The sequence below is a fragment of the Ruegeria sp. CDSA034 genome, from assembly GCF_059612275.1.
On the sequence record NZ_JBXWQH010000006.1, the window covers coordinates 117,955 to 138,406 of the forward strand.

The window sequence follows — 20,452 nt, forward strand, 5'->3', positions numbered from 1 at the left end:
CAGCCCTTTTACCGGGCGAGTTGGCACCCTATAAGTCATCCGTCCCGGAACCGTCGAGTCGCGGGCAGTAGAAAACTGACATACAGGATCAGGGAAAAATATGGGGATCTTTGGCAATCTGGGCGGCCTGTTCACAGCGGACATGGCTATCGACCTTGGTACAGCGAACACGCTGGTTTACGTCAAGGGTCGCGGTGTTATCCTGTCTGAACCCTCTGTGGTGGCGTATCACGTCAAGGACGGCGTGAAAAAGGTTCTGGCTGTTGGCGAAGACGCCAAGCTGATGCTGGGCCGGACCCCCGGATCGATCGAAGCCATCCGCCCGATGCGCGAAGGCGTGATTGCCGACTTTGATACTGCCGAGGAAATGATCAAGCACTTCATCCGCAAAGTGCACAAGCGGTCAACTTTCTCGAAACCCAAAATCATCGTCTGCGTCCCCCATGGCGCGACCCCTGTTGAAAAACGCGCGATCCGCCAGTCGGTTCTGTCCGCAGGCGCCCGCCGCGCCGGTCTGATTGCCGAACCTATTGCTGCCGCGATTGGAGCGGGCATGCCCATCACCGACCCGACCGGCAACATGGTTGTCGATATCGGCGGGGGTACCACCGAGGTTGCTGTTCTGTCGCTGGGTGACATCGTATATGCCCGCTCGGTCCGCGTCGGCGGTGACCGTATGGATGAGGCGATCATCTCGTACTTGCGCCGCCAGCAGAACCTGCTGGTCGGTGAATCCACGGCCGAGCGGATCAAGACCACCATCGGCACTGCGCGCATGCCCGACGACGGCCGCGGCCAGTCGATGCACATTCGCGGACGCGACCTGCTGAATGGTGTGCCCAAGGAAATTGAAATCAGCCAGGCCCAAGTGGCCGAGGCGCTGTCCGAACCCGTCCAGCAGATTTGCGAGGCGGTAATGACCGCACTGGAAACCACTCCGCCTGATCTGGCGGCGGACATTGTGGACCGGGGCGTGATGCTGACCGGCGGCGGTGCACTGTTGGGCGATCTGGACCTTGCCCTGCGCGAACAGACCGGCTTGGCCGTGTCGATAGCCGACGAAAGCCTTAATTGTGTGGCTTTGGGCACCGGCAAGGCGCTGGAATACGAAAAACAACTGCGCCACGCGATTGACTACGAAAGCTAAGGCGCGCACCCTTTACTACATTGGGTAAATTCGGCACGAGCAGCACGGGAAGGAGTCCTGTGGCAAAAGACCGATCACAGCGCGATGAATACACAACCCCCTTGCGCCGCCTGTTGCTGGGGATTGTTGTGTTGTGTCTGCTAGGCATCTTTCTGATCTGGCGGATCGACAGCCCGCGCGTGGAACGGTTTCGCGCACAGGTCGTGGACAGTGTTGTGCCGTCGATGGAATGGGCCATGGTTCCTGTCACCGCCGCCGTCAATCTGGTGCGCGATTTCCAAAGTTACCAACGGCTGAGTGATCAGAACCAGGAATTGCGCAGCGAATTGCGCATCATGCGCGCCTGGAAAGAGGCCGCGTTGCAGCTGGAGCAGGAAAATGCCCGGCTTCTGGACCTGAACAACGTGCGTCTTGATCCGCGCCTGACCTATATCACCGGGGTGGTCATGGCCGATAGCGGCTCGCCCTTCCGCCAGTCGGTCCTGCTGAACGTGGGTGAAAGGGATGGGATCAGGGACGGCTGGGCCACCATGGACGGGATTGGCGTCGTCGGGCGTATCTCGGGCGTTGGCCCCGACACCGCGCGTGTCATCCTTATGACAGATGCATCCAGTGCAATTCCTGCCACGATTCAACCGTCTGGCCAAACCGCTCTGATCACCGGCGACAACACGCAATCCCCGTCGGTGGAGTTTCTGGAAAACCGCGAACTGGTACGTCCCGGCGACCGCGTTGTAACCTCGGGTGATGGCGGCGTGTTCCCCGGAGGGTTGCTGATCGGGCAGATCACCGAAGACCCAGGCGGGCGTTTGCGGGTGCGCCTCTCCGCAGATTTTGAACGACTGGAATTCCTTCGCGTTCTGCGCTTCCACTTGGCCCCGGTGATCTCGGATCCTGGCGGCATCGTGGGCCCACGGCAACCCGAGGCTGCCCTGACCCCACCGGAGGTCGGCGATGGATAGGCAAACCTCTCATCTTTGGCTCAAACGCTGTTTGTACGTGTTCCTGGCGTTACTGATTATGTTCCTGCATCTTCTGCCTCTGGATACACAGCCGGACCGGTGGCCGTTTCCGGACATGCTTATTGCGTTAACGTTCGCCTGGGTTCTTCGCCGACCGGAATACGTTCCCATTTTTCTGGTTGCTGCGGTGATGCTGATGGCCGATTTGCTGCTGCAACGACCTCCGGGCCTGCTGGCAGCACTTGTGGTTTTGGGATCGTCGTATCTGCGCTCGGCCGCGCCCGGAATGCGCGACGCCGGGTTTATGGCTGAATGGACAACGGCCGCTGTGGTGATCGCGGGAATTTTCATATTGAACCGTGTCATTCTTGCTATTCTATCGGTACAGCAAGCAGCTTTGGGTCCTGTGGTGATACAAGTGGTTCTGACAATTGCGGTTTATCCTCTCGTCGTACTTCTCAGCCAGAATGTGCTTGGCGTTCGGCGCGTGTCAGTGTCGGACCCCGGCACAAGAGGGGCCAGGGCATGAAACAACGCAATCCCAAAGCGCAAGGATTGGCCTATAAACGCCTGCCGCGCCGCGCGTTGATCCTGGGTGGGTTGCAGACTGCGTTTATCGGCGGCCTGGCAGCGCGAATGCGCTTTATGCAAGTGGATCAGGCTGACGAGTACCGTCTGCTGGCCGAAGAAAACCGGATCAACATTCGCCTGATCCCGCCAACGCGCGGGCGCATCTATGACCGCAACGGCCAGATCATCGGACAAAACACGCAGTCCTATCGTATTGTTATGGTCCGCGAAGATGCGGGCGACGTCGACAAAGTCATCGCCAAACTTTCAGAGCTTATCCCGCTGACTCAGGAAGAGATTAATCGCGCCAAGACCGAGATGCGCCGTTCTGCCCCGTTCCTGCCAGTCACACTGGCCGATCAGGTCACGTGGGAGGATATCTCCAAGGTCGCTGTCAATGCGCCCGCCCTGCCCGGCGTTACGCCTGAGGTGGGCATGGCCCGTCAGTATCCCCGCTACGAGGATTTCGCTCATGTCGTTGGTTACGTCGGGCCGGTCAGTGACTATGATCTCAGCCTGATCGAAGATCCCGAACCGGTGCTGCGTATCCCCCGGTTCCAGATCGGCAAGGTCGGTCTGGAGTCCAAACAGGAAATCAGCCTGCGCGGAAAAGCTGGCGCAAAACGTGTCGAGGTCAACGCCACAGGCCGCATCATGCGCGAGCTTGACCGGCAAGAAGGCGAGGCAGGGGCCGATCTGCAATTGTCCGTTGATGCGGACCTGCAGCAATACGCCCAGGCGCGCCTGGCCGGTGAAAGCGCGGCTGCAGTCGTCATCGACTGCGAAACCGGGGATATCCGGGCCATCAGTTCTGCACCCAGTTTCGACCCGAACCTATTCGTGCGCGGGATATCGGTCGCGGACTACCGGGCATTGACTGAAGATAACTACCGCCCGCTGGCCAACAAGACGGTTCAGGGCACCTACCCGCCGGGTTCGACCTTCAAGATGATCACTGCGCTTGCCGCACTTGAGGCCGGAGTTGTTGGCCCCGGCAACACCGTCTATTGCCCCGGCCACCTGAAGGTCGGTAGCCGCCGCTTCCACTGCTGGAAGCGCGGCGGGCATGGGACAGTGGATCTCAATTTGTCGCTAAAGCGCAGCTGCGACGTCTACTATTACGATGTCGCGGTGCGTACCGGCATCGACAAAATCTCTGAAATGGCGCGCAAGTTCGGACTGGGCGTCAAGCACGACATCCCGATGTCAGCTGTCGCCGCGGGTTTGGCCCCCAATCAGGCATGGAAAGAGCGGGTCCACGGTGAAGGTTGGCTGGTGGGCGACACCGCGAATGCCTCGATCGGGCAAGGGTTCATGCTGGCCTCGCCCCTACAGCTTGCGGTCATGACGGCAAGGATCGCCACGGGCCGGGCCGTGACACCCCGTCTGGTGCGGTCCGTCAATGGCGTCGAGGAACCGTCAGGAGCAGGTGAGCCGCTGGACGTCAATCCGTACAACCTGAATCAGGTGCGCAAAGCGATGTTCTCGGTCTCGAACGATAGGGCAGGCACCGCCTATCGCAGCCGTATCATCAATGATGAATTCCGCATGGCCGGTAAAACCGGCACCAGCCAGGTACGCAACATCACCAAGGCCGAACGCGCGGCTGGCGTAATCCGCAACGAAGACCTGCCGTGGGAACGGCGCGACCACGCGCTGTTCGTCAGCTATGCGCCTTACGACAACCCGAAATACGCCGTGGCGGTGGTGGTGGAACACGGCGGTGGCGGATCCAAGGCAGCGGCCCCGGTCGCGCGGGATATCATGCTGCAGGCTCTGTACAACGGCACCCCACCGCTTGAGGCTTATCCGGTTGCAGATCGTGACCGCATCAAGGAACAACAAAAACGGCTTGAGGGCGACCGCCGCCCCAAAGCGCGACCTGATGAAAAGGACCGCGCATGAGCTATCTTGAGTACGCCGTCAAATCCACGCCAACAGGGTTTCGCAAATTCCTCTATATGAACTGGCCGCTGACTTTGTTGCTGATCAGCGTCGCCAGCGCCGGATTCCTGATGCTGTATTCGGTCGCGGGCGGGTCCTGGATGCCTTGGGCCGAACCCCAGATTGAGCGGTTTGGACTGGGGCTGACCGTTATGTTCATCATCGCGTTGGTACCGATCTGGTTCTGGCGCAACATGTCCGTCTTGGCCTATCTCGGCTCGATCGTTTTGCTGATATTTGTGGAACTCTTTGGTACCATCGGCATGGGTGCGCAGCGTTGGATCGACCTTGGTTTCATGAGGCTCCAGCCTTCCGAAGTCATGAAGATTGCGCTGGTCATGGTTCTGGCCGCCTATTACGACTGGTTGCCTTCCCATAAGACATCGCGACCGCTCTGGGTGCTTATCCCGGTCATCCTGATCCTGATCCCTACGGCTATGGTTCTGAAGCAGCCCGATCTGGGCACCTCGATCCTGTTGTTGGCGGCGGGCGGGGGACTGATGTTCCTGGCTGGTGTGCACTGGGCTTATTTCGCCGCCGTTATCGCGGCGGTGGTCGGCTTGATTGCGACCGTGTTCAACAGTCGGGGCACCGAGTGGCAGTTGCTCAAGGATTATCAGTTCCGCCGAATAGACACTTTCCTTGATCCCTCCACCGATCCGCTGGGTGCAGGCTATCACATTACCCAGTCGAAAATTGCGCTGGGGTCAGGCGGCTGGAACGGGCGCGGGTTCATGCAAGGGACGCAGTCGCGCCTGAACTTTCTGCCCGAAAAGCACACGGACTTCATCTTTACCACGCTGGCCGAGGAATTCGGGTTTGTCGGAGGCATCACTTTGCTGACCCTTTACGCCCTGATTATCATCTTTTGTCTGGTCACGGCTTTGGCGACAAAGGACCGGTTCTCATCCCTGGTCACCTTGGGTGTTGCGCTGAACTTCTTCCTGTTCTTTGCGGTCAATATGTCCATGGTCATGGGCCTGGCACCGGTTGTGGGCGTGCCCCTGCCGATGGTCAGCTACGGCGGGTCCGCCATGCTGGTTCTGATGGCCGCCTTCGGCATTGTTCAAAGCGCGCATATTCACCGCCCCCGCTGAATTGAAAGGCCCCTCATGCCCGTCAACGTCCTGTTTTCCGCGCGCCCAGAACAATGGCCCGTGTATGAACCTCTACTTACAAAAGGGCTGTCGCAGGCCGATCTGGACTTCCGTCTGGCAACCGAGTTTGCGCCTGATCAGGTCGACTATGTTGTCTATGCACCAACAAGCGGGCTGCTGGATTTTTCACCCTATACACGTTTGAAGGCGGTTCTGAGTCTTTGGGCAGGTGTTGAAAAAATCGCGGGCAACGAAACGCTGACCGTGCCATTGGCCCGGATGGTGGACCACGGGCTGATGCATGGCATGACTGAGTGGGTCGTCGGCCACGTGCTGCGCTATCACCTGGGCATGGACCGCTATATCACCGTGCAGGACGGCGTGTGGACGCCCGATGCCCCACCGCTTGCCAGTGAACGGAATGTGTGTGTGCTGGGCCTTGGTGCGTTGGGAGAAGCCGCCGCAACCGCGCTTGCCGCGTTGAATTTCAAAGTGACCGGTTGGAGCAGAACCGCAAAGGACATCCCGGGGGTAACGTGCCTGCATGGCACCGACGGCTTGCGCGCCGCGTTGTCCAGTGCCGAGATCGTTGTCCTGTTGCTGCCCGACACCCCCGCAACGGAAAACGCACTGAATGCGGACACTTTGGCCTTGCTGCCAAAAGGCGCTCGGATCATCAATCCCGGTCGCGGTCCATTGATCGACGACGACGCGTTGCTGGCCGCACTGGATTCCGGACACATTGCCCACGCCACGTTAGACGTATTCCGCGTGGAACCCCTGCCGCCGGAACACCCGTATTGGGCGCATGCCAACGTGACCGTCACGCCGCATATCGCGTCGGAAACCCGTCCGACAACTGCGGCCCAAGTGATCTGCCAGAACATTATCCGAGGTGAGGAAGGCAAACCCTTCCTGCACCTCGTCGACCGCAATCTAGGCTACTGATCCGATCAGGCCGCGGTAAGCCCGCGGCCTTTCAACAGCGCCTCGACCCCCGGCAAACGCCCGCGGAACGCCAGATACAGCTCCTCAGCTTCGCGCGAGCCGCCGGTGGACAGGATATTGTCCTCCAGTGCTTTGGCGCGCTCTGTGTCAAAGGCTCCCCCGGCTTCTTCGAAGGCCGCGAATGCGTCGGCATCCATGACCTCGGACCACATGTAGCTGTAATAGCCCGAGCTATAGCCATCGCCAGCGAAGACATGGGCAAAATGCGGTGTCGCGTGGCGCATACCGATGGCATGCGGCATATCGATACCATCAAGAACCTCGGCCTGTTTCGCCATCGGATCAGCTGGCGCTTCGCCTTCGTGAAACGCCAGATCGACCAAGGCTGAGGCTACGTATTCCACGGTCTGGAACCCCTGATCAAAATTCGCGGCCTTCAGAACCTTCTCAAGCATATTTTGCGGCATCTGCTCACCAGATTCGGCATGCGTGGCAAATTCCGCCAAGACTTCCGGCACTTCCAGCCAGTGTTCATAAAGCTGGCTGGGAAGCTCTACGAAGTCACGCGCGACGCTTGTGCCAGAGATGCTTTCATAGGTCACGTTGGACAACATCTGATGCAATGCGTGGCCGAACTCGTGGAAAAGCGTGCGCGCATCGTCATAAGACAGCAGCGCCGGGTCGCCCTTGGCGAAGTTGCAAACGTTGATCACGACGGGGGCTTGCACCTTGGGGAACTTTGCCTGGCTCCGCATGGCGCTGCACCATGCGCCCGATCGTTTGGAACCCCGCGCGAAGTAGTCACCGATGAAGACAGCGATATGCTGCCCGTCGCGTGTAACGTCCCAAGCCCGGCAATCGGAGTGATAAAGCGGTACATCCAGCGGGGCAAACTCCAGCCCGAACAGCCGGTTGGCGCAGGAAAAGGCGGCCTCGATCATACGATCCAGCTGCAAGTACGGCTTCAGCGCAGCCTCGTCCAAATCATGTTCAGCCTTGCGGCGCTTTTCGGCGTAGTAGCGCCAGTCCCACGCCTCGAGCGGACCGTTGATGCCATCTTCCTGCATCATCGCGGTCAAGGTTTCGGCGTCGGCGTCAGCCCTTGCCTTTGCCGGCCCCCAAACCTGCATCAGCAGATCGCGAACGCGGTCCGGCGTTCGGGCCATTTCAGTTTCCAGCTTGTAGTCCGCGAAACTGGAATATCCCAATAGCTTGGCCCGTTCTTCGCGCAAGTTCAGGATCTCGGCCGCAATCTCGCGGTTGTCCGTTTCACCACCATTGGCACCACGCGCGGTCCAGGCCCGATACGCGTTCTCACGCAAATCGCGGCGCGGTGAGAATTGTAGAAACGGAACAATCAACGACCGCGACAGAGTGACGACAGGACCATCAGCCCCCTTCTCTTCCCCGGCAGCGCGGGCTGCATCCACGACGAAACCCGGCAATCCTTCCAGATCATTCTCGGTCAAGTTCATGAACCATTCGCGCTCGTCCGCCAAAAGGTTCTGGGTGAAGGACGTCCCCAGCGTGGCAAGGCGCGACTTGATCTCTTGCATGCGGGTATCATCGTTGCCTTCCAAAGCCGAACCAGCGCGCACAAAACCGCGATGGGTCAGCATCAGAACGCGGGCCTGTTCATCGGTCAGGTCAAGCAGATCCTTGCGCACCCACAGGTCCGCAACTCGCCGAAACAGCGCCTTGTTTGACGAAATTCCCGAAAAATGCGCCGAGAGTTTGGGCGAAAACGCGCGTTGCAGCTCTTCCCGTGCCGGGTTGCTGTCGGCACCCGAAACGGTGAAAAAGACAGACAGCACCTTGTCCATCTGCTCTCCGGCCGCCTCAAGCGCCTCGATTGTATTGGCAAAACTGGCTGGGTCGGAGTTGTTGGCAATCGCGTCGATCTGCGCGTTATGGGCAGCCAACGCCTCGTCCAATGCAGGCGCAAAATCATCATCCGAAATCTCGGCAAATGGCGCGATTTCAAATGGAGTGGTCCAGGCGGACAGGATCGGGTTGGTCATGCGGATCTCCTTTGCTGGTCAAGCTAGGGAGGCGGGCCGAAATGGTCCAGAGGGGGTGCCCGCGATACAGCCGAAATCTCTAGCCAATCTAGCGCGACAGTAGGCTTACGCGTCGACTTCTCCGCAAATGGGGCAATCAGAGCGTCGGGTCAGGGTGATCTTGCGGCTTTCGCCATAGAGCGCGTCATAGATCAGCATTTCGGCGCGCAGAGCCTGCCCGGCCCCAGTGATCACCTTGATCGTCTCAACCGCCATCATGGACCCCACAACGCCGGGCAACGGGCCAACAACCCCTGCTTCGGCACAGGACGGGGCCAGACCGGGGGCCGGTGCCTCAGGGAAGATACACTGATAACAAGGCGCGTCATTGGCGGGGTCAAAGACGCTTAGCTGACCTTCCCATTGTGACAGAGCACCTGAAATAAGCGGTTTTCCCAGTGCGACCGCAGTACGGTTGGCCAAGTAGCGCGTGTCAAAATTGTCGGTACCGTCGAGGATCAAGTCGAAATCGGCGAACAGGTCTGCTGCAATCTCATCAGTCAGACGACGATGGTAGGGCAGAACAATCACGTTCGGGTTTTGCGCCTGCATGGCTTGCTGGGCCGAGAAAACCTTGGGCATGCCAATGTCGGCATCGCGGTGAATCACCTGCCTCTGCAGATTGGCGTTTTCAACAATATCGTCGTCGATCACGCCGATGGTGCCCACACCGGCCGCCGCAAGATACTGCAACGCAGGCGCACCAAGACCGCCCGCGCCGATCACCAGCACACGAGCCTGTTTCATCTTTTTCTGCCCCGGCCCGCCCAGTTCGCGCAGGACGATGTGGCGGGCATACCGCTCCAACTCGGTCTCAGAGAACTTGTCAGACTGCATCGCGGTTTCCTCGGCTGGCTGTGGCGCGGCACGGTTGCGCAGCGTTTTGAGCACCTTGCCATAGCTCAATACCAAAACCGCGGCACCACCTAGGATCAACCACAATGCCGCAGACCCGCCGGTTGCCTCGCGCAGCGGGTGCCCACCCGGCAACGTCAGTTGGATAACAAGTACTCCGATCAGCAAAACGCTGACCGACACGGAGCGAGCAGTTCGGGACACCCCCGCTACGTACCCAATGCCCCACAGAGCACCGGCAAGGATCAGAACCAGAAGCATCAACCGCGTCCAGTCGAGCCAAAACCGCCTGCGCCGCGATCCGTGTCGCTGAGCACCTCAACGGGTTCAAACGCAGCCTGCACGACTGGGGCGACGACCAGTTGCGCGATTCGTTCGCCATGCGCAATCTCAAAACTTTCCTGACCGGCGTTCAGCAGGATCACCCCCAGCGGGCCGCGATAGTCACTGTCGATCGTGCCGGGCGTATTAGGCAGAGTAATCCCGTGTTTCAGCGCAAGGCCGGATCGGGGTCGAACCTGTACCTCGTACCCATTTGGAATCTCGATCCGAAGCCCCGTGGGAATCAAAGCGCGCTGCCCCGGTTCCAACATGATCGAATTTCCATTCGGCAGATTCGCCCTGACATCCGCTCCCGCCGCGCCAGTCGTTTCATAAGACGGCAAAGCGATGGCCGGATCGGCCCCGTCTTCGCGGATCACACGAATTGCTACCATCACTGCACCTCTTGTTCAGCTTGTCAGAGCGTCGGCGATCTTTTGCGCCAGACGTTGCGCCACTGCATCCTTGTCCATGCGCGGCCATTCTTCGGCCCCTTCGTCCGAGATCAGGGTGACCGCGTTTTCCGATCCCCCCATGATGCCCGTCGCAGGGCTGACATCATTGGCGACGATCCAGTCACAGCCCTTGCGCGCGCGTTTCGCAGTGGCGTGTTCAAGCACGTTGTCAGTTTCTGCGGCAAAGCCAACCACCAAGGTCGGCCGCCCCGCATCCAGCCTGGACACGCGTTTGAGGATGTCCGGGTTCTCAGCAAACTCCAGCACCGGAAGACCATCGCGGCTTTTCTTCAGCTTCTTGTCTGAAGGCGCCGCCATGCGCCAATCCGCAACCGCAGCAGCAAAAACACCCGCATCTATCGGCAGTGTAGCGTCGACCGCGTCAGACATCTGCTGCGCGGTTTCCACGCGGATAACCTGCACCCCTTCGGGCGGCGAAACATCGGCAGGGCCGGTAACAAAAACCACATCAGCGCCCAGCGCAGACAACGCCCGTGCCACCGCGGTGCCCTGCGCGCCCGAGGACCGGTTGGCGATGTAGCGCACAGGGTCGATCGGTTCATGTGTCGGGCCGGAGGTGACCAGAATGCGCTTGCCCTTCAGCGGACCGTTGCCAAGTTGCGCCTCGACCGCGGCCACAATCTCAAGAGGCTCCGACATTCGACCTGGGCCGTACTCTCCACAAGCCATGTCGCCTTCATTTGGGCCAACGAACCGAATACCATCTGCCTGTAGTTGCTTGAAGTTGCGCTGTGTTGACGGATGGTCCCACATGCGGACATTCATCGCCGGTGCGCACAAAACCGGGGTATCTGTCGCCATCAGCAGGGTCGAGGCCAGATCGTTGGCTAGCCCAGCCGCCATCTTTCCCATCATGTCCGCCGTTGCCGGTGCGACCACGATCAGATCGGCGGACCTAGACAGCTGAATATGGCCCATCTCGGCCTCATCCGTCAGGTCGAACAGATCGCGATAAACCTTCTCTCCGGCCAGCGCCGACACCGACAACGGGGTCACGAACTCTTCGGCCGCGCCTGTCAGAACCGGTGTTACAGAGGCACCACGCTCTTTCAGCCGCCGGATCAGATCCAGCGACTTATAGGCCGCGATTCCAGCGCCGATGATTAGAAGAATGCGTTTCGATGCCAGCATATTTTGCCCTTCCCGTCCCGGTCGGCCCGACATTAGGCAAGGCCAACGGACAGTTCCAGCGGTTAATTCTGTGTCTCAAACGCCAGACAAGGGTCTTCACGTTCGATGCTGGGGCTGTCGATCACAGCGTCGAACTCACCGTCAATGACGCCATCCTCGGACTGACCCAGCACGAAAACTTTCAAACCGGGGCGTAGCCGGGACAGAAAGGTTGGAATCCCTCTGTCCATACGGGCATGACCATTGCCAGTGATCACCGCAACCGGTCCACCGGTATCATCCACAGCGCGCAATATGGCCCTTGTCAGAACCGCGTCCCGCAACCTCTGGATTGCGACCAGTTGCGGCAGCGCAGTCTCTGGTATTGCGTTGCAATGGGCAGCGAGTTGATCAGCCTCACGCTCGACCTGCTCATCCTTCGGCAGTGGCACCGTCAATCCATAACGGGCGGCATCAGCACCCAGAGCCGTCGCAGCGCCACGTTCCATTGCCGCGCGCGCCGCCGCGCGCGGAACCATGGCACCGTAAACCGGCGCGTCTGAGGCCTGAAAGACCGGGTAGTACATGCTAAGCGGCGGCCAGCCGGATTCGAGCCACTTCAGTATTCTGGCAAGCTCTTCCGGATCGGAAATGGCCTTGTCCGCCAATCTCTGAGCACCTTCTTCAGTCACCATTTCCCAGACAACCGCCGAGGGATTGATGGCCTTCAACGCCTCGGCCTGAATGATGTGGTGCTGCGGGTTGTCGTGAATTTCGCCTAATATGACGACGTCCGCAGACGTCATCGCAGACACAACGTCGTCGGGTATCAGCTCATCGGCATGGCCAGGGTTGGCCATAACCACCAGTGCACAAAGCAGAATCGCAAGATGTTTCATGCGATGAAGTGTTGCACCTCACGCGATTGGGCTTCAAGGTTCTTGCGCATTTTCACAAAAGCCGCAGCCTCAAGCTGACGCACGCGTTCTTTGGACAGGCTAAGTTCCTGCCCAAGGCTTTCCAGCGTTCGGGCGGGTTCGCGCAACTTGCGTTCGCGGACAATAAACCTCTCGCGATCATTCAAAGCCTGCATTGCCGTCACCAGCCATTCACGCAATTGCTGGGTATCGTGACTGTTTTCGACAGCTTCAGCGGCTTGTTCGCGCTCATCTTCCAGCGCGTCGATCCATTCCCGGCCGTCTTCATCTGCCGATTGAACGGCATTTAACGAGAAATCGGAGCCGGACAAACGACCTTCCATCATTTCCACGTCCCGCAACGGAACGCCGATCTCTGCGGCAATCATCTGATGCAATTGATGACGGTCAAGATCCATGCCATCGGACGCGGCCTCACGCTCTAGCCGGGCCTGCACACGTCGCATGTTGAAGAACAGGGATTTTTGCGAAGACGTGGACCCGGTGCGCACCATTGACCAGTTGCGCATCACATAGTCCTGAATGCTCGCCTTGATCCACCAGACCGCATAGGTCGAAAACCGCACGCCCCGGTCGGGGTCGAACTTGTCGGCGGCTTTCATCAATCCTAACCCGGCTTCCTGGATCAGATCATTCATCGGCGCCCCATAGCGTTTGAACTTGGCCGCCATCGAAATGGCCAGACGCATATAGGCCGTGATCAATCGGTGAAGGGCCTGTTCATCGCGGTCGTCCCGCCACGCATATGCCAACTTTAATTCGGTTTCCGCGTCCAGAAGCTCGGCTTTCATTGCCCTCCGGGACATCGAGAAGTCGTTCGCATTGTCCAGTGCCATTGAAATCTCCCCTTTTCACAGGCGCGGGCCGGGGTTGCTTTGCCGACCTATGAACGATACGCAAAACAAAACCGGGTGGATCACATGGAAGGTAATTATCGTGAGTCCGGATTTAACCTTTGTGTTGGGCGGCGCGGCCTCGGGCAAGTCGGCTTTTGCCGAACATCTTGTTGTTTCATCAGGAAAAAAGAGGGTTTATCTTGCAACATCACAAGTGTTTGATGACGAGATGCAAGATAAGGTCCAGCGCCATGTTTCCCAACGGGGCGAAGGCTGGAAGACGATCGAGGCACCGTTTGACCTTGGCCCGACATTGGCGGATTTGCCCCCGAACTCTGTCTGCCTGATCGACTGTGCCACCATGTGGCTGACCAATCACCTGCTTGCAGAAAACGATCTGGAACAGGTGCAAAGCGCGCTTTTACAATCGCTACGCCTGTGTTCCGCACAGGTCGTCATCGTCTCGAACGAGGTTGGACACGGGATCGTCCCTGACAATGCACTATCCCGGCGGTTCCGCGAGGCGCAGGGGCGGCTGAACATCGCATTGGCCGCCGAGGCCGATCTGGTGGTGCAAGTCACGGCTGGCCTGCCGTTGGTATTGAAGGGGCGACTGGATTGACACGTCTGCATCTCGTGCGTCACGGCCCGACCCACGCCACAACGATGGTTGGCTGGTCCGACCTGCCTGCTGACCTCAGCGATCGCGCCGCCGTTGCCCGGTTGCATGACCACCTGCCTGCGGACGCTATCTTTGTTTCCTCTGACCTGAGCCGCGCCGCCGATACTGCATCGGCCATTCAAGGCACACGGCGGCGGCTGCAACATCAGTCTGCGCTGCGCGAAATCAATTTCGGCACTTGGGAGCTGCGCGCCTTCAAAGAGATTGAGGCTGAAGACCCCGAACTTGCCTTTGCATATTGGGACAACCCCGGCGATGTGCGCCCCCCAAGCGGGGAAAGCTGGAACGAGGTCCGCGCGCGCGTCGACGCAGCCGTTGACCAATTGATCCAACAACACACAGGATGCGATCTGGTGGTCGTGGCGCATTTTGGCGTGATCCTGACCCAGGTCCAAAGGGCGCTCGACGTTGACGCGCAAGAGGCTTTTGGCCATCGCATCGACAACCTTTCGGTTACCGAAATCACGCATCACGGCGATCGCTGGTCTGTCGGACGGATCAATCATCTTCCGTGATGCAACCGCGCACAAATCACTGATTTACGGAATGGATCGGCCACGCCATCCTAGCCGCATGACTTATGATTTGTTTATCGGAGACCGCCTGTTTTCCAGCTGGTCCATGCGCGGGTGGCTGATGCTGGAAAAGTTCGGCCTGCCCTATCGTTCCCACATGATCGGCCTCTATTCCGGCACCATGGCCGAGGATATAAAACCCCTCGCACCGGCCCGCCTTGTCCCGGCCCTGCGATTGCCCGACGGCACCGTGGTTGGGGAAAGTCTGGCGATGGCGGAAACTCTTGCCGAGCTACATCCCGAAACGGGGCTTTGGCCCAAAGACCCCGCCGCGCGCGCCACCGCGCGGTGGCTATGTGCTGAAATGGTAGCTGGGTTTGGCGCATTGCGCGGGCAGTGTCCAATGCAGCTCAAACAGTGCTGGCAGGGGTTCTCTCCTTCGACCGAAACACGCACCGATCTTGCAAGGATCGAGACCTTGTGGGCCCATGCCCGTAATATGTCAGGCGCGGACTCCGGCCCTTTGTTCGGCCACTATTCCCTTGCGGACGTGTTCTATACGCCTGTCGCGGCACGGATTATTGGCTATGGCTTGCCGATCGCTGATGCCAATCGCGACTACTGCCTTGATTTGCTGTCGGATGCTTCCGCCCGCCAGTGGCGTGCGATGGGGCTGACGGTCAACTACGACCCTTTTCCATACCCAATGGATCTGCCATCAGAGCCTTGGCAAATTGCCGGTACTTCGCAAGCAAAAGCGGTAGATGGTACTACGTCGATCAACGACGCCTGCCCTTATTCCGGCAAAGCTGTCACCGCAGTTCTTGAACTGAACGGCCAGCGTTGGGGGTTCTGCAACCGGTTCTGCCGTGACAAAACAGTCGCTGATCCCGGTGCATGGCCAAAATTCACCGAGATGACCCGCGCCGTTAACCATTCTTAAACCGCAGCCGTGGCAGCAACGACCTGTTAACCAAAAAGGTCATTCATGGTTGCCCGCGCCCACACAGTTGCTTTTCAAGGGGTCGATGCCCGCCCGGTCGAGGTGCAGTGCGCCGTCTCACCGGGCCTGCCCGCATTTTCCATCGTCGGGCTGCCCGACAAAGCCGTGTCGGAGGCGAGGGACCGCGTCCGCAGCGCGCTGAGCTCGATGGCGATCGCGTTGCCGTCAAAACGGATCACCATCAACCTGTCGCCTGCCGACCTACCCAAAGAGGGCAGCCATTTCGACCTGCCCATCGCAGTTGCCTTGCTGTCTGCTTTAGAGATCATTCCGCGGGACGCCGCCGAAGGTTCGGTTTCGCTAGGCGAGCTATCTTTGGACGGCTCACTGGTGCCTGTGGTCGGTGCCCTGCCCGCTGCAATGACTGCGGCGGCTGAGGATCGGGCCTTGCTCTGCCCCCGCGCCTCCAGTGCCGAAGCTGCTTGGGTTGATGCAACACAGGTGATCGGCGCTGGGTCGCTTGGGGACGTGGTGCGGCATTTCTCTGGCCAGTCTCCGCTATCCGCCGCACAGCCCGGCGAAGTCACACTTGAGCCCAGCGCGCGTGACCTGCGCGACGTCAAAGGGCAAGAACGTGCAAAGCGCGCCCTGGAAATCGCCGCAGCAGGTCGGCACCATCTGATCATGACCGGCACACCCGGTTCCGGCAAATCCATGCTGGCTGCACGCCTGCCCGGGATTTTACCGCCGCTGACACCGACCGAGGCGTTAGAAACTTCGATGATTCAGTCGTTGTGCGGGCTATTGGACGAAGGTGGGATCAGCCGCAGCCGGCCGTTTCGCGAACCTCATCACACGGCGTCCATGGCTGCGATCGTTGGTGGCGGCAGGGGGGCAAAGCCGGGTGAGATTTCACTGGCCCACAACGGCGTTCTGTTCATGGACGAGTTCCCGGAGTTTCCGCGCACGGTTCTTGAGACCCTGCGCCAGCCTATTGAAACTGGAGAGGTCATGGTCGCGCGTGCAAATGCCCATGTGAAATACCCCTGCCGGTTCATGCTAGTCGCGGCGGCCAACCCTTGCAAATGCGGCTACCTCACCGATCCCGGGCGCGCTTGTTCCCGCGCTCCTGTTTGCGGAGAGGATTATCTGAGCCGAATCTCCGGACCGCTGATGGATCGGTTCGATTTGCGGATTGAGGTGCCTCCGGTCGGTTTCACCGATCTGGACCTGCCACCCTCTGGCGACAGTTCCGCCACCGTTGCCGCGCGTGTCGAACAAGCCCGTTCAATTCAGGCAGAGCGGTTTCGCGATACACCGTCCACCCGTCAGAACGCCGACGTAGAGGGGAAGCAGCTGGACGAAATTGCCGCCCCGGATGCTGAAGGCAAAGACCTGTTGCTGAAGGCAGCCGAGCGATTTGGCCTGTCCGCCCGCGCTTTTCACCGCATCCTGCGCGTAGCGCGCACTATCGCTGATCTGGACGGGGCACCGGATGTCCGGCGCCCTCATATAGCCGAGGCGCTGAGCTTTCGTATCAGCGCCAAGGCGGCATCTTAAAGCTTGGCTTCAATCGCCTGCCAAATCTTTTCGGCGACGTTCACGCCGTTGAACCGCTCTAGCTCTTGAATGCCTGTTGGCGAGGTCACATTGATTTCCGTTAGGTAATCGCCGATCACATCGATGCCGACAAATATCTGGCCTTTTTCCTTCAGCAGCGGTCCGATCGCGGCACAAATTTCCAGGTCGCGCTCGGACAGGCCAATCTTTTCGGGACGACCGCCTACATGCATGTTCGAACGTGTTTCACCCGCGGCCGGTACGCGGTTGATCGCACCTACGGCTTCACCATCAATCAGAATCACACGTTTGTCGCCATTGCTGACATCCGGCAGGAATTTCTGAACAATCAAAGGCTCGCGCGAGAACCCGGTGAACAGCTCATGCAAAGACGTCAGGTTGCGATCATTCGCGTCCAACCGGAAAACTCCGGCACCGCCATTGCCATAAAGCGGTTTGAGGATGACGTCGCCGTGCTTTTCCTTGAACGCCTTGATGGTCTGCAGATCCCGCGCAATCGTTGTGGGCGGCGTCAGGTCCGGGAAATCCAGAACCAGTAGTTTTTCGGGGTAGTTCCGCACCCAGAACGGATCATTCACAACCAATACTTGCCCCTTTAGACGGTCCAGCAAGTGGGTCGATGTGATGTAATGCATGTCAAACGGCGGGTCCTGACGCAGCCAGATCACGTCGAACTCTGCCAGGTCCACTTCACGTTCGGGGCCAAGTTCCGCCGGATTGCCCGCCACCCGTTGAACTTTCATGTCCTGACCGCGCGCGGTGATCCGCCCCTCTTGATAGGCCAGCTGATCCGGGCTGTAGAAAAACAGCGTATGTCCGCGCGCCTGCGCCTCTTCGGCCAGACGGAATGAGCTGTCGGCATTGATATCCACGGCCCCGATTGGGTCCATCTGAAAGGCGATTTTCATGGCGTGTCCCTCAGTTTCACGCCAGATACATGGCCCAGCCACGTCGGGGGTTCAATGGGGATCAGGCTAAACCGAAGGCGTTTTCGATAATTTGAACGGCGCCCGAGGCATCCACCAAAGCCGCGTCAAACCGCACATTGGTCAATTGCCCGTTTGGTTCGGTTTCCAGGAATTGGGCCGCCGATGCGCAGATCCTATCCATTTGGCGCCGATTGATCCGGGCGGCAGCGGCATCGAAACTGACACTTTTTTTCACTTCGACAAAGACAATCCCGTGAGCGTCGCGCGCAATAAGATCGATCTCCCCACCGGCGCCGCGCCAGCGGCGAATCATGATGGAATAGCCGCGTTGTTCATAATTTGACGCAACCTGCTGCTCCGCCGCCTGCCCGGCATGATAGGACACCGAACTACGAACGGATCGTGCAGCCATGTCATCCCTTTCCCAATTTCAGAGCCTTCTGATAGATCGGGCGGCGCGGCAGCTTGTACATCTCTGATACCAGATCGGCCGCGTCGCGAACTGAATGGGTTTCCAAGGCTCGTTTCAACGCCTCTTCTACGTCGGATTCGTTAACAGTTTCTGAATGTCCGCGGTCCACGAGCAGCACAATTTCACCTTTGACTGTCTGCCCATGCAGGTTGGCCGCCAGTTCTTCCAACGTCCCGCGACGAACCTCTTCGAATTTCTTTGTCAGTTCGCGGCACATTGCGGCCTGACGGTCATTGCCTAGCACGGTTGCAAGATCCGACAAACACGCCGCTACGCGTTTCGGAGATTCGTAAAACACCAGTGTGCCCGGCACGTCCCGCAATACTTCGATCCGCGACCGGCGCGCGCCGGTCGCGTTCGGCAAGAAGCCCGCAAAAAAGAATGCATCTGTCGGCAGCCCGGCCAGTGTCAGCGCCATTAGCGCCGCTGACGGTCCCGGTGCGCAGGTCACCGTATGACCCGCTTCGGCGGCCTGCTTCCCCAAATCGTATCCCGGATCGGCGATCAGCGGCATTCCGGCCTCAGATGCATAAGCGACAGACTTCCCGTCCTGCAACGCATCAAGGATTTTGCCGCGCGCGCCGACGCCGCTGTGATCGTGATAGGCTAGGATTCGTCGCCCATCCAGCGGTACGCCGTGAATCTCCATCAACCGGCGCAAGCTGCGCGTGTCTTCGGCAGCAATGACGTCAGCCGAGGCCAGCACATCCAGCGCTCTGAGCGTTATATCGCGCGCCGCACCGATCGGAGTGGCAACAAAATACAGGCCCGCGCCCAATCTTACTTTTTGAAAATTCAAAGCTGGACCCTCACAGCGTGACGTTTATTATCGCGGCATAACAGATTGGTGGTACCCCAAGCCGCCGGGACAGGGAGTTTTCATTTAGATGTTTACCGTTTGCAAGCCCGTTCGCAAGCTGGCGAAATCCGCCGCGATCCTGGCAACCGCCGCATTCCTCGCGGCATGTGAGCCCGGCGGCCTTGGCGGAGGCCCGTCAATCAACACGTCCAAACCCGTTCCGGTCGCACTTTTGGTTCCGGCGGGATCGGGAAATTCCGGCGACGCCGAACTGGCGCGGAGCCTTGAGAACGCGGCGCGTCTGGCCATGGCTGATCTGCAGAATGTTAAGATTGATTTGCGCGTTTATGACACGCGGGGCAGCTCGAACACGGCCGCGACAGTGGCGCAACAAGCCGTCGCGGATGGGGCGAAGATCATCATTGGCCCGGTTTACGCGCAGGCGGCAAACTCGGCAGGTCTCTCTGTACTGAATAACAAAGTCAACGTGCTGTCCTTCTCGAACAATACCAGCATTGCAGGTGGCAACGTCTTTGTTTTGGGCCCGACTTTTCAAAACACTGCGAACCGTTTGGTCAACTTTGCCGGTTCACAAGGCAAGACCAGCATGGTCATCGTCCACAGCAACGATGCAGCCGGGCAGCTTGGTCAATCAGCGATTGCAACTGCGCTTGCCAGCAGCCGCGTAGCGAACGCGGGTACGGTTGGCTATGACCGGTCCCAGCAAGGCGTCATCAATTCGGTTCCAACGATCAAGGCAACCGTGGATGCTGCCGGTGCGGATTCGGTGTTTCTGACGGCAACGACAGCTGGCGCGCTGCCGTTGTATTCGCAGCTGTTGCCAGAAGCTGGTGTGTCGTCGGCCACCACCCAGTTCCTCGGCCTGACGCGCTGGGACATACCGGCACAGACGCTGGAACTGCCGGGTGTTCAAGGGGGCTGGTTCGCCCTGCCCGACCCGGCAAAGGCGCAGGCGTACCGTCAGCGGTATAACAGCACCTATGGTGAGGCTCCGCACCCGATCAGCGGTCTGGCCTATGATGGCATTGCAGCGATTGCGGCTTTGGTGAGCCAAGGAAAATCCGACGCGCTGACCGCATCTGCCCTGACACAAAATGCCGGTTTCCAGGGCGTTGGCGGCATCTTCCGCCTGCGATCAGACGGCACGAATGAACGCGGTCTGGCCGTTGCCACGATCCAGAACAAACAGGTAGTAGTGATTGACTCCGCCCCTCAAAGCTTCTCTGGCGCCGGTTTCTGATCAGCC

General features: G+C 59.3%; 20 protein-coding genes. 11 read left to right on the top strand and 9 right to left on the bottom strand.

Annotated features, from left to right (window positions below; all coding sequences use genetic code 11):
• The first annotated feature begins 100 nt into the window (after positions 1 to 100).
• Genes AC2FLJ_RS12425 through AC2FLJ_RS12450 form a run of 6 tightly spaced genes read left to right on the top strand, consistent with a single transcriptional unit; the run spans position 101 to position 6,668 of the window.
• Positions 101 to 1,147 carry a rod shape-determining protein gene (locus AC2FLJ_RS12425; RefSeq protein WP_039523195.1) on the top strand — a complete coding sequence of 349 codons (1,047 nt, stop codon included), beginning with the start codon at positions 101 to 103 and terminating at the stop codon, positions 1,145 to 1,147.
• 59 nt (positions 1,148 to 1,206) lie between these two features.
• A complete protein-coding gene (mreC, locus tag AC2FLJ_RS12430; protein ID WP_108860807.1) occupies positions 1,207 to 2,109 on the top strand; it encodes a rod shape-determining protein MreC in 903 nt (300 codons plus the stop codon).
• Entirely contained in the window at positions 2,102 to 2,638 is a 537-nt protein-coding gene (locus AC2FLJ_RS12435; RefSeq protein ID WP_282120150.1) for a rod shape-determining protein MreD, read from the top strand. The genes mreC and AC2FLJ_RS12435 overlap by 8 nt, the downstream gene beginning before the upstream one ends.
• Positions 2,635 to 4,584 carry a penicillin-binding protein 2 gene (mrdA, locus tag AC2FLJ_RS12440; RefSeq protein ID WP_496698828.1) on the top strand — a complete coding sequence of 650 codons (1,950 nt, stop codon included), beginning with the start codon at positions 2,635 to 2,637 and terminating at the stop codon, positions 4,582 to 4,584. Before AC2FLJ_RS12435 ends, mrdA begins: the two co-directional genes overlap by 4 nt.
• Positions 4,581 to 5,720 (top strand): rod shape-determining protein RodA, encoded by a 1,140-nt coding sequence (gene rodA / locus AC2FLJ_RS12445; protein ID WP_282169774.1) that lies wholly within the window; start codon positions 4,581 to 4,583, stop codon positions 5,718 to 5,720. Before mrdA ends, rodA begins: the two co-directional genes overlap by 4 nt.
• Before the next feature lie 15 nt (positions 5,721 to 5,735).
• Entirely contained in the window at positions 5,736 to 6,668 is a 933-nt protein-coding gene (locus AC2FLJ_RS12450) for a 2-hydroxyacid dehydrogenase (protein ID WP_496706057.1), read from the top strand.
• A gap of 5 nt (positions 6,669 to 6,673) precedes the next feature.
• Here the strand turns inward: AC2FLJ_RS12450 and AC2FLJ_RS12455 are convergent, their stop codons facing one another.
• The 6 genes from AC2FLJ_RS12455 to AC2FLJ_RS12480 all read right to left on the bottom strand — a co-directional run bounded on the left by AC2FLJ_RS12455 (position 6,674) and on the right by AC2FLJ_RS12480 (position 13,264).
• Entirely contained in the window at positions 6,674 to 8,689 is a 2,016-nt protein-coding gene (locus tag AC2FLJ_RS12455) for a M3 family metallopeptidase (protein WP_496706059.1), read from the bottom strand.
• Between the two features lie 105 nt (positions 8,690 to 8,794).
• A complete protein-coding gene (locus AC2FLJ_RS12460) occupies positions 8,795 to 9,844 on the bottom strand; it encodes a HesA/MoeB/ThiF family protein (RefSeq protein WP_496698820.1) in 1,050 nt (349 codons plus the stop codon).
• Positions 9,844 to 10,299: a dUTP diphosphatase gene (gene dut / locus AC2FLJ_RS12465; protein WP_282169778.1), complete on the bottom strand. Its 456-nt coding sequence runs from the start codon at positions 10,297 to 10,299 to the stop codon at positions 9,844 to 9,846. Before dut ends, AC2FLJ_RS12460 begins: the two co-directional genes overlap by 1 nt.
• A 15-nt stretch (positions 10,300 to 10,314) precedes the next feature.
• On the bottom strand, positions 10,315 to 11,511 hold the full coding sequence (gene coaBC, locus AC2FLJ_RS12470) for a bifunctional phosphopantothenoylcysteine decarboxylase/phosphopantothenate--cysteine ligase CoaBC (protein WP_496698818.1): 1,197 nt from the start codon (positions 11,509 to 11,511) through the stop codon (positions 10,315 to 10,317).
• 62 nt (positions 11,512 to 11,573) lie between these two features.
• Complete coding sequence (locus AC2FLJ_RS12475; protein ID WP_058273489.1) at positions 11,574 to 12,389, bottom strand: ChaN family lipoprotein; 816 nt, start codon at positions 12,387 to 12,389, stop codon at positions 11,574 to 11,576.
• On the bottom strand, positions 12,386 to 13,264 hold the full coding sequence (locus tag AC2FLJ_RS12480; RefSeq protein WP_058273490.1) for an RNA polymerase factor sigma-32: 879 nt from the start codon (positions 13,262 to 13,264) through the stop codon (positions 12,386 to 12,388). Before AC2FLJ_RS12480 ends, AC2FLJ_RS12475 begins: the two co-directional genes overlap by 4 nt.
• Before the next feature lie 100 nt (positions 13,265 to 13,364).
• Between AC2FLJ_RS12480 and cobU the strand changes: the two genes are divergently transcribed.
• Genes cobU through AC2FLJ_RS12500 form a run of 4 tightly spaced genes read left to right on the top strand, consistent with a single transcriptional unit; the run spans position 13,365 to position 16,964 of the window.
• On the top strand, positions 13,365 to 13,886 hold the full coding sequence (gene cobU, locus AC2FLJ_RS12485; protein ID WP_496706062.1) for a bifunctional adenosylcobinamide kinase/adenosylcobinamide-phosphate guanylyltransferase: 522 nt from the start codon (positions 13,365 to 13,367) through the stop codon (positions 13,884 to 13,886).
• The gene (locus tag AC2FLJ_RS12490) at positions 13,883 to 14,461 is read left to right on the top strand and encodes a histidine phosphatase family protein (RefSeq protein ID WP_496706064.1); all 579 of its coding nucleotides are present in this window, start codon (positions 13,883 to 13,885) and stop codon (positions 14,459 to 14,461) included. The genes cobU and AC2FLJ_RS12490 overlap by 4 nt, the downstream gene beginning before the upstream one ends.
• A 58-nt stretch (positions 14,462 to 14,519) precedes the next feature.
• Positions 14,520 to 15,404, top strand: coding sequence for a glutathione S-transferase (locus tag AC2FLJ_RS12495; RefSeq protein ID WP_496706120.1), 885 nt, complete (start codon positions 14,520 to 14,522; stop codon positions 15,402 to 15,404).
• Positions 15,405 to 15,449: 45 nt separating this feature from the next.
• On the top strand, positions 15,450 to 16,964 hold the full coding sequence (locus AC2FLJ_RS12500; protein ID WP_496698810.1) for a YifB family Mg chelatase-like AAA ATPase: 1,515 nt from the start codon (positions 15,450 to 15,452) through the stop codon (positions 16,962 to 16,964).
• Here AC2FLJ_RS12500 and gshB read toward each other — a convergent pair.
• The 3 genes from gshB to rsmI form a co-directional block, all read right to left on the bottom strand.
• The gene (gshB, locus tag AC2FLJ_RS12505) at positions 16,961 to 17,893 is read right to left on the bottom strand and encodes a glutathione synthase (protein WP_496698809.1); all 933 of its coding nucleotides are present in this window, start codon (positions 17,891 to 17,893) and stop codon (positions 16,961 to 16,963) included. The genes AC2FLJ_RS12500 and gshB overlap by 4 nt on opposite strands.
• Positions 17,894 to 17,954: 61 nt before the next feature.
• Positions 17,955 to 18,326, bottom strand: a complete 372-nt coding sequence (locus AC2FLJ_RS12510) for a YraN family protein (protein WP_496706066.1) — start codon at positions 18,324 to 18,326, stop codon at positions 17,955 to 17,957.
• Position 18,327: 1 nt separating this feature from the next.
• Positions 18,328 to 19,185 carry a 16S rRNA (cytidine(1402)-2'-O)-methyltransferase gene (gene rsmI / locus AC2FLJ_RS12515; RefSeq protein ID WP_058278756.1) on the bottom strand — a complete coding sequence of 286 codons (858 nt, stop codon included), beginning with the start codon at positions 19,183 to 19,185 and terminating at the stop codon, positions 18,328 to 18,330.
• A gap of 88 nt (positions 19,186 to 19,273) precedes the next feature.
• On the opposite strand from rsmI, the gene AC2FLJ_RS12520 reads away from it, so the two are divergent.
• Positions 19,274 to 20,446 carry a penicillin-binding protein activator gene (locus tag AC2FLJ_RS12520; protein ID WP_282120139.1) on the top strand — a complete coding sequence of 391 codons (1,173 nt, stop codon included), beginning with the start codon at positions 19,274 to 19,276 and terminating at the stop codon, positions 20,444 to 20,446.
• Positions 20,447 to 20,452 lie beyond the last annotated feature (6 nt).